Raw genomic sequence first — 14890 nt, 5'->3', positions numbered from 1 at the left:
AAATCATTGCCTTTTTTTATTTGGGGTTTGCAAGCATATACTTTTCACTTCTCAGGAAAAGGAGGCAGCAAACGCATGAGACGTAATATTTGCTGTTGCCTTCTGAGAATATAGGAAGACGGATTGGTCGAATTAAAACGGATAGGGTTGGGGAGGGTTGCGGCTATCAAAGCACATTGGCCTTTGCTCAGCCTAGCTGCCTTCGTGTTGAATTTATATTGGGCGGCAGCTTCTGCACCATAAATACCTTTGCCCATTTCAATGGAATTGAGATAAACTTCCATGATTCGCTCTTTGGACCATGCTAGCTCTATGAGCGCTGTAAAGTAGACTTCAAATCCTTTTCTAATCCATGAGGAACGCGGCCATAAGAAAACATTCTTGGCTGTTTGCTGGCTAATGGTGCTGGCTCCCCTTTTCTTTCTGCGGGTTTCGTTTTCTTTCATGGCCTTTTTTATTTCAATCATATCGAAGCCGTTGTGCGTAGGAAACCGGTTGTCTTCCGATGCTATGACGGCCATTGGCAGATGCTTGGATATTTTTTCTATTGGCACCCATTTGTGTCTGAGTATTGGCTTCTCTCCGTCAATCATTTGTTCTCCACACCTTATTATCATTAGTGGAGTTACGTATACGGGAATGTATTTGTAAGCTACCACTGCAAAAATGGTAGACAAGAAGAAGAAAATCAAAATGTTGCGCAGTACGCGGATAACCTTTTTGAAAGTCATACTTGTTTTGCTTTGAGATTAACTGTACTTAAAAAGAGATTTCACAAACCATGCCAACTGATTTTTCAATTGAATAGTTTGTGAAATCTTTATTTTTGCACGATACTGCGTAGTAGATTATCTACCAGCCTCTGCGTTCTTAATCATCTGTTCACTAGCATACATGTAGATTTCTACACGACGATTTTGTTCTGCACTTTGAGCTTCGTTGTATTGTGAATAACCAACGCCTTCAACACTTTTAAATTGTGAGGAGGAAACTCCGCAAGATTGCAGGTAATTTTTCACTGCTTGTGCACGTTTGGTTGAAACAGTTTGATTAGCTTCGTAGGTACCAACTTTATCAGTGTGACCGATAATGGCAATATCCAAAGTAGGATCAGCTTTCAATATACCGGCAAATTCACTCAATGAACTTTTAGATGAAGCACTTAAAGTTGATGAGTTGAATCCGAAAAGTATACCTGATTCAAAGGTTACTTTGACTGCACTTAAACCGTTAGCATCAGTGATCTTCTCAACATTTGCTCCTTCAATTTTAGCAGCTTCTGCGGCATTCTTATCCATCTTGCGACCAATAAGAGCTCCGGCTGTGCCACCTACTGCCGTTCCAATTGCTGCTCCAATGAGTGCACCTTTACCTTTACCGGCAATACCACCGATGATAGCACCTAATGCTGCACCCGAACCGGCACCAATTGCTCCGCCTTTAACTGTGTTACTTGTACCGCAGCTACCAAATACTAAAGCTGCACTTAAGAATAATGCTAAAAATTTAATCTTTTTCATACTTGTTGATTTTACATGTTTTGTTTAGGTCTAAAACAATACAAAGATATAAATAGTTTTTGATTCCGGGACAATTATGAATAAAACAAATTTGTCTTTATAAGGCTAATTTGTGTAATGTGTTCATTTGCAGGTAGATACATTGTATATTACTTTGTGCTTTATAAGAATAAACCAAACCGTTAATATTAACCCTTTTAAGATACTTGTAATGCTGATGGCCCACCATATACCATTGACTCCCATTCCTTGCTTAACTAAAAAGATTGCGAGTGGAATTCGCAAATAATTGAGTGCAATGCTGATTATTGCGGGAGGTATCGTTTTTCCTATTCCGTAAAAAACGCCTTGCATGGTAATTTCAAGCATCATAAATAACTGTGAATATCCCATGATGAGAAGATATTCTCCTCCGGCCAGGTATGCTTTGGGTTCCGGAACGAAGACTGAGAATACCTCTTTACCGAAACAGATAAAAAGCAAGGTGCAGAATGTCCCGAATATAAATGTCATCCAAAGAGTTGTATGCCAAGCTTTAACTACGCGGTGAGTTTGTCCGGCTGCATAATTCTGAGCAATGAATGCACCTAATCCTGTCGAAAATCCTTGTGAAGTATTCCAGGTGATTGCCTCAATCTGTCCGCCTGTAGTCAACGACATTAATCCGATATGGCCACCCACCGCCGATGCGGTACGGCCCAGGAACATATTTACAAAAGCGAATAACGTATTAAAGCCTGCTACCGGTAAACCTAATTTTAAAATTCGTTGGGTATATTTCTTCTGGAGTTTACATATAAAGGGAAAGTAACCAAATAGTCTGTTCTTATACCTTAATTGATATACGAAAAGTAGGAAAACAAATCCTTGAGCAATCCAAGTGGCATAAGCCGCTCCGTTAGTCCCTAACCGTAACCCGAAAATAAATAAGGGATCGAGCGCGATATTAAGAATTAACCCAGTTCCACTTATATAAAAAGGTATTTTACTTCTTCCGGCTGCGTTATAAATTCCCGTAAATGCAGCAGAGAGAAAAGTGAATGGTAATGCAGTGGAGACAATCCGCAGGTACGAGACGGCATTTTCTGAAATGCTTGCTTCCAACTCATAAATTTGAATAATGAAATGGGCCCCTCCAAAAAGTATAGTTCCCCAAATGACTGATATAATTAATGCTATGGAGATATTATGACTGGCAAACTTTCTGGCGTCATCAAAGTTTTGGGCTCCAATTGACTGCCCAACACTGACTTCAGATCCTACCTTATTTAATAAGGCGATGGAACTCGACATCCAAATAAGGATTCCCACTGCTCCAACAGCTGCTGCTGCTTCACTACCAATTCGGCCTACCCATGCCATGTCAGTCAGGCTATATGCCATTTGAATGAATGAAGTAGCCATAATAGGCATTGCCAAATTGAACAATTGGCTTCGTATGGGGCCCTGAGTCAGATTCTTTATTCCTGTATTCATATAAGTGCTTGTACTACACTCTCGAGTATTGCTTTATGAGAGTGTTTTTGAAATGCCTGCAAAGGTAGTTAAATTAATGTTTTATACCAATCTATTTTTTTTTATAAGTTTTTCACCTTAAGTGATTACATAATAAAAAGGTATTCGTCATAACTAATGAAACTCTAAAAACAACTAATATAAATTTAAGAAGATGAAAGCCCGATTTGCCTTGTTACTAGTGCTTTATCTCTTTTTCGGTTTAGCTGTGGAAGCGGGTACACTCTCTAACTCAAAAAAGAGAAGTGTACGCCCGTATAAAATTGCTGTATGTGATTGGATGGTTCTGAAGCGTCAGAAAATAGGTATCTTTGAATTGGTAAAGGGCCTTGGAGCAGACGGCGTTGAACTTGATATGGGAGGACTCGGAAAGCGAGATTCATTCGATAATAAATTGAGGCAATCTCATTTTCAGGTACTTTTTAATGATAAGGCAAAAGAATATAAATTAGAAGTGCCTTCAATCGCTATGTCGGGTTTTTACGCTCAATCATTCGTTGACAGGACCAACTATGTTGATTTGGTAGCCGATTGCCTTAATACGATGAAAGTGATGGGTGCCAAAGTGGCTTTCTTACCTTTGGGAGTTCAGTGCGATCTGAATAAACGCCCGGAAATACGTCCTGAACTCGTAAAAAGACTTAAGCGTGTGGGTGATATGGCATGGAAAGAAGGACTCGTAATAGGTATAGAGACTTCGCTTGATGCTAAAAATGAATTAGCTTTGCTGCGTGAAATCAATTCCAAGGGAATTAAGATATACTATAATTTTCAAAATGCTCTTGTGAATGGTCGGAATTTATATAATGAACTTCAATTGTTAGGCAAAGATAATATCTGCCAGATTCATTGTACCGATACCGATGGTGTGTTACTGAAAAACAATACTCGTTTGGATATGGCTAAAGTAAAACGAACGCTCGATCGAATGAAGTGGAACGGTTGGTTGGTGGTTGAAAGATCACGTGATACTAAAGATGTGCATAACGTAAAGAGGAATTACGGAATGAACGTTGAATACTTGAAATGCATTTTTAAATAATAATATGAAAAGTAAAGTTGTTAATAATTTGTTTAATTTAAAATTTAATCTATGAATTATGAAGAGTAAATTTAAAAATCTAGGTAATCTCTGTTGCCTGTTGATGTTTCTCTTTGTTGTTTCTTGTGCTAATGGCATTGATGATAACGAACGATTTTCGGGAGGTGTGACAAATGCTCAATTGGAATCACCCGAAATCAATGAGAATTGTTTTTCAACACTGCTTCATTTAGATGGATCAGAGAGTGTTAAAATTACATGGCCTGTTGTTTATGGTGCCGGAGGTTATTTGTTTAACCTAAGTATTGTAGATGATCCTTCTAACCCTGTAATATTAGTAAAAGATAGTATCGTTGATGGCTGTTCTGTTATCTTTGACAAATTGGAAGATACCAAGTATCAAGTTAGCGTAAAAGCCTTAGGTAATGATAACTTGAATAATAAGGAAGCAACATCGGCCACTGTGTATGCTTATTCTACTTTGGTGCCTGCGGTTACTATCCCGGAGGGAACAGATATAGCCGAGTATATTATGGCTAACTTGCAATCAAGTACGCAAGAACAGGGATTTGAGCTTTTAGCTGGTAAAACTTATACATTGAATGGTCTTGTTGATTTTGATTTGAATACAGTTACTTTCCGTGGCGATAAAACAAACAGACCGACTGTTATTGTTGGCCCTTCAGGTGGTTTGATGACTCAAGGTGGTTTGAAAGTGAAATTTATTAATTTCGATTGTACGGAAATGACTCAGATCGGAATCCTTACATTAAGTGGCACTCCTTCTGAAACGATTTCAACTACCACGTTAGGCTACATTGCTGATGGCGCTAATCAAAGCGGTTATGTTATTGAAAATCCTGTTATTTTTCAAGAGTGTAATTTTAAAAATCTAAAAAATAGTTTCCTTTATGGTAATGCTAAAAACTGGAGTTTGCGTGACTTTAGAATTACCGACTGTATTGTACAACTCGATAACTCAGGTTCTAATCCTGTTATTAACCTACAAGGAGCAAGCAACGGTCTTATTAAGGAACTGAAAATTAAAAACAGCACTTTCTATAATCTAAGTGATAATAGTTCTGCTTACTTTATTCGTTATAGTAATTCAAGTAATGCTCAGCCCAAGAAGATTTTTGGTAACTCGGGTAACTCTTCTACTTTTGATATTTCCTATAATACATTTAGTAAGACGATGAATGGTAAAGATTTTGCTAACAATTTGGCAAATACTAATACATTGGTATTTAACGTTCATCATAATATATTCTACGACACATACCGATTAAATAAATTATTATCTTCTCAGGGTAAAATATACACAGAAGGTAATACGATATTTGGCGTTTTAAAGACTGTAGACTCAAGTGATACAACTAAAAAAGATGCAAGTGGTAATTATTATGCTATTCTAGAAGATCCGCAGTTTGTCGGACCAATAAACACTGCATTTGATTTGTCACAAGACAATGGTGGCGTTAATTTCACACCGGCAGGCCCTGTCGCTCTTAAATACAAGAGTGGTGATCCTCGTTGGTATGGAGAATAATTATATGAACTACAAATATTAATGCTATAATAATGAAATATAATAATAGTATAAACAAAATGTGGTTGGGTGTTTTGCTGATGTTTGTCATGACTTTATCTGCTTACGCACAGAAAACCCAAACGTATAAAGGAGTTGTTCTTGATGAAACGGAACAACCTGTTATTGGAGCGGCTGTAAAAGTCGTAGGTACAACCATCGGTGTGATTACTGATTTTGATGGTAAGTTCTCTTTGCAAGTTCCTGAGGGTAAAGTTGTAGAAGTAACTTTTGTTGGGTACGCTCCACAAAAGATTTCTGATTTGAAAAAGACAACGATCATCTTAAAAGAAGATGCACAATTACTGGATGAAGTTGTAGTGGTTGGTTATGGAACCCAAAAGAAAGCACATTTAACGGGAGCTATTGCAACCGTTCCAATGGATGACATTCAAGACTTGTCAGGCGGTGGCTTAGCTTCTTCATTGAGCGGTATGGTGAATGGTTTAAGTGTTAGTGGTGGACAATCTCGTCCGGGTGAGAATGCCCGTATTTACATTCGTGATACTAGCTCTCTCAGTGAAATAGGCAGTGATTCTCAAGAACCTTTGTATGTAATTGATGGTTATATCTACCCCAATGACGTAAAGATCGGTAATTCCACTCAGAATTTGGGAGCCACAGCTTTCAATAACCTTGATCCTTCGGTAATTGAAAGTATATCTGTGCTAAAGGATGCAGCCGCAGCAGTGTACGGAGCTCGTGCTGCAAATGGTGTAATTCTTGTTACAACCAAAAAAGGACAATTGGGGGCGCCTCAAATTTCATATAGCGGAACCTTCGGTATTGCCGATGAAGTGTCTCGTCCTAAGATGTTGAGTGCATATAATTATGGTAGACTATATAATGCCATAACTGACGCTGACCCTAAAAAGGCCATACCTATAAGTCGTAAAGATGATTTGTACCAAGCGGATGAATTAGAAGCCATGAAGGGTCTGAACTATGATTTGCTTGATAAATACTGGAAGACTGCATTCACTATGAAGCACGGTGTTAACATTAGTGGAGCAACAGAAAAAGCAAACTACTTTGCTGATATTTCATACTTCACTCAAGATGGTAACTTAGGAAAACTTGATTATAATCGTTGGAACTACCGTGCCGGTGTTGACGTTAAGGTTAGCAAATGGCTAAAAGCAAACCTGACAGTTGCAGGTGATTATGGAAAAAAGAATACGCCGAACGTGAAAGTCGGCGGTACAAGTGATGAAAAAGATTATAACTTATTGCTAACCCGTCCTTATTACATACCGGAGGAGGTAAATGGTAAACCTATTGTAGCTTATGGTATTAGTAATGCTGAAGCAAACGATAATCAAAACTATTCATATTCGGTACTACAAAATTCAGGTGACTACAGCCGTAATATGACTTCAAATATGAATGTTAACGGTAGTGTAGAATATGATTTTGGTTGGAATGAGATATTGAAAGGATTGAAACTCAAATTCTCTTATTCTAAGAGTATAAACTCGGATAAGAATAATCAATATGGTTCTGATTATACTATTTACACCTTGGTTAATCGTTCGGGTAGTGGTTCTCACTTGTATACGCCAGTTGCCGGTCAAAATTACGATAATATCATTTCAGAAAGCAATTTTCGTAGTACGACCATATCTAACGGATCACCTTCTTATTTATGGCGTGATATGAATCGTACTGATAACTATCAGGTAAACTTTACTGCATCTTATTCACGTAATTTTGGCGCACACCATGTAGGTGGGTTATTCTCCATCGAAAAGTCTGAGGCAGAAAGTGAATTCCTAAGAGGAAGTGTGTCTGATCCTTATGAGTTTACAACCGGTCAATCGAACTCGGCTGAAGCAAATACGATGACTACTGTATTTACTCGTTCAGAGTCTGGCACTATGTCATACATCGGACGTTTAAATTATGCTTATGCTGATAGGTATTTGCTTGAAGTGTTATTACGTTCTGATTCGTCAACTAAGTTTGCACCTGAAAATTATTGGGGGTTGTTTCCTTCTGCTTCTTTGGGATGGATTATTTCACAAGAAAAATGGATGGAGAGATTTAAGTGGGTAGATTATTTAAAAGTACGTGCTTCATTTGGTTTAACTGGTCGTGATAATACTTATGCTTGGCAATGGATGCAGGTGTATGCTCAGGATGCTAATAAAGGTCCTATGTTTGGTACTAATATTAGTGATGGTACAAAAAATCGTATTACTATAAATAAAAACAATTCAGCTGTTAATCGGGATGTTCATTGGGATAAATCGTATAAAGCTAACTTCGGTGTTGATTTAACAACTTTGAATAATCGTTTAGCATTGAATTTGGATGCCTATTATGTACAGAACCGTGAAATGTTGATGAATATTTCTCAATCTATTCCGGGTATTGTTGGAACTCAGTCAGCCGCAACTAATTTGGGTGAAATGGATAATTACGGTGTCGAATTATCTGCTACGTGGAGAGATAAGATAGGAAAAGACTTCAAATACAAGATTGGTATCAATACTGGTTATACTGATAATAAAGTACTTGTAATGGACTGGGATACTCAAAATGTTTATCGTAAAATTACCAAAAATCATCGTTCTGATATAGGAACATGGGGTATGCAGTGTATTGGTATGTTCCGTAGTTTTCAAGATATTGAAGAGTATTTCGCAAAATACAATATAACTTCTTACATGGGAAGAACAAAAGATAACGTTCTTCCTGGAATGTTAATATATAAGGATGTTCGTGGGGCTCAACAATCTGATGGGTCATACGCTGGTCCAGACGGTATAGTTGATAGTGAAAATGATCAGGTTCATTTGTCCAATCGTTCTAATCCTTATGGGTTCACTACTAATTTAAGTGCTGAGTGGAAAGGCCTTTCAATAACAGCCCAAATCAATGCAAGTTGGGGAGGATATAGTATGATTCCTACGGCTGCGCTGAAACCTGGCACTGGTATTGAATATACAAACATGCCTTCCTTCTGGAATCCAGATGATATGTTTGTTTACAACGATATCTATGATGGCTCAGGTAATATGGTGATGGCTGCTAATCGTGATGCAAAGTTACCTAATTTGAATTATTCAGATGTTAACAGTGTAGCATCTACATTCTGGAGAGTAAGTGGTACTCGGGTACAATTGAATCGTGTCACATTGGCTTATGCTATTCCTTCAAAGTATACTAAAATTGTAGGTGTTCAGAGCTGTCGATTTAACGTAACAGGACAGAATTTATTAAGTCTGTACAATCCATATCCGGATAATTTCATTGATCCAATGTATAGTTACGGAAGCTATCCTACACTAAGAAAAATTACTATAGGTGTTAATCTTACATTTTAAACGAAGTTGATAATGAAAAGAAATAATATAAAATTACTTAGTCAGGTTCTGATTTCAGCTTTTGTTCTATCTTCCTGTAGCGACAGCTTCTTAGAAGATAAAAAGAACTATGATAATGTGAATACTGGGATCTATGATTATTTTAGCGGAGCTAATGCCCGTGTGAGTGATGTCTATTCCTGGTCATTACCCGATCCCAATTCTGATGCAAACTGGAAATATAACTGTACCGGTAATGCCGATGATCAATCAAAATCAACGGAGGAATATAGTGGCTTTGGAGCATTTGTAAATCCACAGGCTGAAATGACGGTTATGGGTGGAACTAAAGTACAAGATTTCTTCCATAATCAGGCAAACAACATTCAGGCTTCTGTATGGGGACGCATTCGTAACATCAATGATGTAATCAGGGGTATTACTGAGGGTGCATTATCACAAGAAGAAAAAGATAAGTTGTTAGGACAAGTTTATTTTTTTCGTGCATGGTGTTACTATAATTTAGTAAAATGGTATGGTGGTGTACCTATTGTGAAGGATGTTTTGGAACCCGTTGAATCTTCAGTTGTTCCTCGCTCTTCAGCAAAAGCATGTATTGAGTTCATTTGTGAAGACTTAGATAAATCGGCTGAAATGTTATCTGCAGCAACTATCAATGGTGGCTGGTCATCAAGTGAAGACTGGGGCCGTGTAACTTCCGGTACTGCTTTGGCCCTAAAAGGACGCGTTTTGTTGCTTTGGGCAAGCCCTATGTTCAACAGAGCTAATGACGTTACTCGTTGGAATACCGCTTATGAAGAAATAAAGAAATCAATACCGGTTCTTAATGCGTGTGGTTATGGTTTGTACCAAACAAGCAATAATGTGAATGGATCTGATTTTGCAGCTTTATTTTCAACCGTAAAGAGCTCTGAAGCTGTATTTGCAACTCTTTTCAATACAGTACAGAGTGGAGATGGCCAAAAGAATAACAATTGGGAACGTGGTATACGTCCTAAGAACTCAACGGGAAGTGGCAAGGAAGCTTCTGCCATGATGGTAGATATGTTCCCAATGGCTGACGGAAAGAAACCTGCGCTTACTAATACGTATAATAAGTTAGAAGGTTCAGAGTATACTTACGATGAAAATTATCCGTTTATGAATCGTGACCCACGTTTTTATCGTACGTTTGCATTCCCTGGTGTGCGTTGGGCTTACTCAGGTGATCCTACTCAAGCGAATTCTGACAATCCTTCATACGATAGTGGAAAAAACTATGAATTATGGAACTATGTATGGTATACCAACCTTGATGATCAGGGAAATGCTGAAAGTGGTAATTCTTATGGAGCAGATAATTTATTATCCAATAAGAAAGGACTTTATGTACGTAAACGCTCCGATGATTTAGATGTAAATACAAGTTCGCTATACAATTGGGCTGCAACCGATAACAATGGCGGTTTTGCTTATTCTGCAGCTCCTTACCTTGAAATTCGCTATGCGGAAGTATTGCTTAATTATGCCGAAGCAGCTTGCGGATCCGGTCACATGAGTGAGGCTGTTGAGCAGTTGCAGAAAATTCGTGCTCGCGCGGGCTATACGGCTGCTAATAATTATGGATTGCAAACTGATTTGGCTGCAGATCAGGCCGCTTGTATGTCGGCAGTTCTTTATGAACGTCAAATAGAGTTGGCTTACGAAGGAAAACGTTTTGATGACCTTCGTCGCTGGATGTTGTTTGATGGTGGTATTAGCCAAGCTAATGGAGCTCCTAGCACATGGACCTTGACTGGCTGGGGTGGTAATACATGTACTTACTTAGGGTTCAAACCTCTGAATGGCCAACGCCGTGAAAATATGGAATTCCGTGTACAGGATTCTTATGGACTCGGTGGTACGACGAAAGTTTCAGACCCATTGGTTGTGGCAGGCGTAACTCGTCCTGCTGCCGTTGATTACCGCAAAGAACTGACTACTCAGCTTGAACAATTGAAAGAGTTTTATGCAAGTAAGTTAGTTCGTAAGTTAAAGAAGGGTGATGCTCGTGATCAAAATCATGTTGATTTGACTATGCAATTCTATCCGAAGTATTACTTCTTAGGTTTTGCACAAGGGGCACAGAATAGCAATAAAGACTTGTTGCAAACTATTGGTTGGGAAGATTATAACAATGCTGGAGCAAACGGAACATTTGACCCGCTGGCAGAATAATTTTAGATTAGAATCATTAAGTGAATAGAAAAGGATTGGGAAACTTTGTAAGAAGTTCCCAGTCCTTTTTCCATTATATGTTTGCCGATTAATACTACCTTCTGATTCATTAAATAATAAAAAAACTCCTCGTCACCGATTACAAATCTCCCTAAAAATAGTCTAATAAATAAGTGAACTAAAAACTCAATACTGAAAATATGAGAAAAAGATGGATTTTTGCGATTTGTGCCATTGCTTTGATGGCGCCGGTCAGCGTAGTTAAGGCACAGTATCCTCAGGAACCGAAAGAGGTGAAAGAGGCTGTGAAGAAAAGGATGGATGAAGAGTACAAACTTTCTGACGAAGCTTGGGAAAAGGCTCTTCCTACTATCGAAAAAGAAGCAAAAGAAGGAAAACCTTATATTCCTTGGGCAGCAAGACCAACTGATCTTCCTCAGGCTAAAATACCTTCTTTCCCCGGTGCCGAAGGTGGTGGTATGTTCAGCTTCGGAGGCCGTGGAGGTAAAGTGATTACAGTTACCAATTTGAATGACCGTGGACCCGGATCTTTCCGTGAGGCTTGCGAAACAGGTGGAGCACGTATTGTTGTCTTTAATGTTTCGGGTATCATCCGTTTAAAAACACCTATTATTGTACGCGCACCTTATATTACTATTGCCGGACAAACAGCTCCGGGTGATGGTGTTTGTATTGCAGGTGAGTCATTCTGGGTAAACACACACGATGTTGTGGTACGTCACATGCGTTTCCGCAGAGGAGAAACCAATGTAGGTCGTCGTGACGATGCATTTGGTGGTAACCCGGTGGGTAACATTATGATTGACCACTGTTCATGTACTTGGGGATTGGATGAAAACATCTCATTCTATCGTCACATGTTCAGTCCGGGTGCCGATTACAAAGACCTGAAGTTGCCTACAGTGAACGTAACTATACAGAATACGATCTCTGCAAAAGCACTCGATACTTACAACCATGCATTTGGTAGCACGTTGGGAGGAGAGAATTGTTCTTTCATGCGTAACCTTTGGGCAAGCAATGCCGGACGTAACCCGTCAATTGGTTGGAACGGTGTGTTTAACTTCGTGAACAATGTAACCTATAATTGGGTGCACCGTTCGGTTGATGGTGGTGACTATACCGCACTTTACAACATGATTAATAACTACTTCAAACCGGGTCCGTTGACTCCGAAAAACACGCCTGTGGGGCACCGTATTTTGAAACCGGAATCGGGTCGTAGCAAATTGGGATATTATGTGTTTGGCCGTGTATATGCCAGCGGTAATATCATGGAAGGCTATGATGCTATTACTAAAGACAACTGGGCTGGTGGTATTCAGGTTCAGGAGCAAGCAAATACAGATGGTTACACTGAGAATATGAAGTGGAATGAGCCTTTCCCAATGCCTCACTTAACTATTATGCCTGCCAAAGATGCTTATAAGTATGTGTTGAAGAATGTAGGAGCTACCATACCAAGCCGTGACATCGTTGATGAAAGAATAGTTGAAGAAGTTGAAACCGGCAAACCTTATTACGTAGAAGGTTTGGATCCTAACTCATTCTACCAATTCGAGCATCGTCGTTTGCCTAACGACTCTTATAAGCAAGGTATCATTACTGACATCAGTCAGGTGGGTGGTTATCCCGAATACAAAGGTACTCCTTATGTGGATACTGATGGTGACGGAATGCCCGATGCATGGGAAAAAGCCAATGGGCTGAACCCGAACGATCCTTCAGATGCAGTTAAAGATTGCACCGGCGACGGATACACGAACATTGAAAAATACATCAATGGTATCAGCACAAAGAAGAAAGTTGACTGGACAAACCTGAAGAACAACTACGATACATTGGCTAAGAAAGGTAAATTAATGTAATGACAAACCCGATGAAAATGAAAGTAATTCACCTTTTCTTTTGCTTCCTTTTCGTAGCTGTGGCTTCGGCTCAGGCTATTGATTTGGATAAGCAAAACCGTGATCCTAAATATGTGGAATCTATCGTTGGCAGATCGCAGAAGATTGTCGACAAGCTTGGTATCGCTGATAAAACAGTTCAGCAAGAGGTTTGCAACATCATTGCGAACCGTTACTTTGAGCTGAATGACATTTACGAAAAACGTGATGCTAAAGTAAAGCAAATTAAAGAGTCGGGAATTACCGGTACGGCGAAGCAGGAAGCGCTTAGCGCTGCTGAGTTTGAGAAAGATGCAGCTTTGTATCGCTCGCACTTTGCTTTCCCTGCTAACCTTTCATTGTTCCTCAATGAAAAGCAAATTGAGCAGGTGAAAGACGGTATTACCTTCGGTGTCGTTATGGTGACCTATACGGCAACTTTGGATATGATTCCATCTTTGAAACAGGAAGAGAAGGAGCAAATATATGCCTGGTTAGTTGAAGCACGCGAGTTTGCACTCGACGCTGAGAGCTCAAACAAAAAGCACGAAGCATTTGGCAAGTACAAAGGACGTATCAATAACTATCTTTCAAAAAGAGGATATGACCTCGTAAAAGAGAGAGAAGCTTGGTATAAACGTATCAAGGAAAAAGAGGCACAGAAAAAATAACTTAGTTTAATTCTGTTTTTTATGTGAAGAAGGAGCGTTCTGTGTATGCAGAGGCTCCTTCTTCTTTTATACGTTAATCAATTTACCTGTTTTTTATCTCCTTTCGTGCTTGTTAATTGAGTACACAATGGCTACTTCTACGTCTTTTTTACTAAATAGAATAAATTTGAATCAGATAAAAATACAAGTATGAATAAGCCCTTCATTTTGTGGATTACATTTTTCTTGTTTATGTTCGTTTCTTGTAAACAGGAAAAAGACTATTACGTTTTCACTTCTTTTCATGAACCTGCTACCGATGGTCTGCGTTTTCTCTATAGCGCTGATGGCGTTCATTGGGATAGCATTGCAGGCACGTGGCTGAAACCGGAAATTGGCAAGCAGCAGATCATGAGAGATCCGTCAATGGTACAAACGCCCGACGGAACATTTCATTTGGTGTGGACTACAAGTTGGAAGGGCGATTTAGGTTTTGGTTATGCATCTTCAAAAGACCTTATTCACTGGTCGGAGCAGAAAATGATTCCGGTTATGGCTCATGACACGACTACGGTTAATGTATGGGCTCCCGAGATTTTTTATGATGATGAACAGCAACAATTCATGGTTGTTTGGGCATCATGCGTACCCAATCGTTTCCCTCGTGGAGTAGAGGAGGTGAAGAACAATCATCGCCTGTATTACATTACCACCAAAGATTTCAATACGGTGTCCGAAACTAAATTGCTTTATGATCCCGGTTTCAGTAGCATTGATGCCGTTATAGTAAAGAGAGCTGCCAAAGATTACGTCATGGTTCTAAAAGACAATACCCGCGCAAACCGTAACTTGAAGATAGCCTTTGCTTCATCTCCTTACGGACCTTATTCCGAGGCATCTGCAGCGTTCACCGAACCTTTTGTTGAGGGTCCTACGGTTGAAAAGGTAGGCGATGATTATATGATTTATTTTGATGTTTATAAAAAGAAGATATATGGTGCCGTGAAAACACGTGATTTTATTCATTTCACTAACGAAACGGCCCACATCAGTGTTCCTCAGGGACATAAGCATGGAACCATTTGCAAGGTTCCCAAAGCTATTGTCGACGGGTTAATTAAAAATCAGAAGTAATAAACACCT

At 39.2% G+C, this 14890-nt stretch carries 10 protein-coding genes; 7 read left to right on the top strand and 3 right to left on the bottom strand.

Annotated features, from left to right (window positions below; genetic code table 11):
* Nucleotides 1-44: 44 nt before the first annotated feature.
* The 3 genes from mtgA to C511_RS0114820 all read right to left on the bottom strand — a co-directional run bounded on the left by mtgA (nucleotide 45) and on the right by C511_RS0114820 (nucleotide 2996).
* Nucleotides 45-731, bottom strand: a complete 687-nt coding sequence (mtgA, locus tag C511_RS0114830; RefSeq protein ID WP_027318351.1) for a monofunctional biosynthetic peptidoglycan transglycosylase — start codon at nucleotides 729-731, stop codon at nucleotides 45-47.
* A 117-nt stretch (nucleotides 732-848) separates the two neighbouring features.
* A complete protein-coding gene (locus tag C511_RS0114825) occupies nucleotides 849-1520 on the bottom strand; it encodes an OmpA family protein (RefSeq protein ID WP_024995769.1) in 672 nt (223 codons plus the stop codon).
* A 123-nt stretch (nucleotides 1521-1643) separates the two neighbouring features.
* Entirely contained in the window at nucleotides 1644-2996 is a 1353-nt protein-coding gene (locus tag C511_RS0114820) for an MATE family efflux transporter (protein ID WP_024995768.1), read from the bottom strand.
* A gap of 193 nt (nucleotides 2997-3189) precedes the next feature.
* On the opposite strand from C511_RS0114820, the gene C511_RS0114815 reads away from it, so the two are divergent.
* From C511_RS0114815 to C511_RS0114785, 7 genes are all read left to right on the top strand, one after another.
* Nucleotides 3190-4077: a sugar phosphate isomerase/epimerase family protein gene (locus C511_RS0114815; protein ID WP_024995767.1), complete on the top strand. Its 888-nt coding sequence runs from the start codon at nucleotides 3190-3192 to the stop codon at nucleotides 4075-4077.
* A 58-nt stretch (nucleotides 4078-4135) separates the two neighbouring features.
* On the top strand, nucleotides 4136-5626 hold the full coding sequence (locus C511_RS0114810) for a DUF4992 family lipoprotein (RefSeq protein WP_024995766.1): 1491 nt from the start codon (nucleotides 4136-4138) through the stop codon (nucleotides 5624-5626).
* A 32-nt stretch (nucleotides 5627-5658) separates the two neighbouring features.
* On the top strand, nucleotides 5659-8994 hold the full coding sequence (locus tag C511_RS0114805; RefSeq protein WP_024995765.1) for a SusC/RagA family TonB-linked outer membrane protein: 3336 nt from the start codon (nucleotides 5659-5661) through the stop codon (nucleotides 8992-8994).
* Between the two features lie 12 nt (nucleotides 8995-9006).
* Nucleotides 9007-11190 (top strand): RagB/SusD family nutrient uptake outer membrane protein, encoded by a 2184-nt coding sequence (locus C511_RS0114800; protein WP_024995764.1) that lies wholly within the window; start codon nucleotides 9007-9009, stop codon nucleotides 11188-11190.
* Between the two features lie 200 nt (nucleotides 11191-11390).
* Nucleotides 11391-13079, top strand: coding sequence for a polysaccharide lyase (locus C511_RS0114795; protein WP_027318349.1), 1689 nt, complete (start codon nucleotides 11391-11393; stop codon nucleotides 13077-13079).
* Between the two features lie 17 nt (nucleotides 13080-13096).
* A complete protein-coding gene (locus C511_RS0114790) occupies nucleotides 13097-13768 on the top strand; it encodes a DUF3826 domain-containing protein (RefSeq protein WP_024995763.1) in 672 nt (223 codons plus the stop codon).
* A 189-nt stretch (nucleotides 13769-13957) separates the two neighbouring features.
* Nucleotides 13958-14881, top strand: a complete 924-nt coding sequence (locus C511_RS0114785; RefSeq protein ID WP_024995762.1) for a glycoside hydrolase family 43 protein — start codon at nucleotides 13958-13960, stop codon at nucleotides 14879-14881.
* The last annotated feature ends 9 nt before the right edge of the window (nucleotides 14882-14890 follow it).

The sequence above is a fragment of the Bacteroides graminisolvens DSM 19988 = JCM 15093 genome (assembly GCF_000428125.1).
Taxonomy (GTDB): Bacteria; Bacteroidota; Bacteroidia; order Bacteroidales; family Bacteroidaceae; genus Bacteroides; species Bacteroides graminisolvens.
The sequence above is the reverse complement of the archived record's forward strand: the minus strand, read 5'-3'. Positions and strand labels throughout refer to the sequence as shown.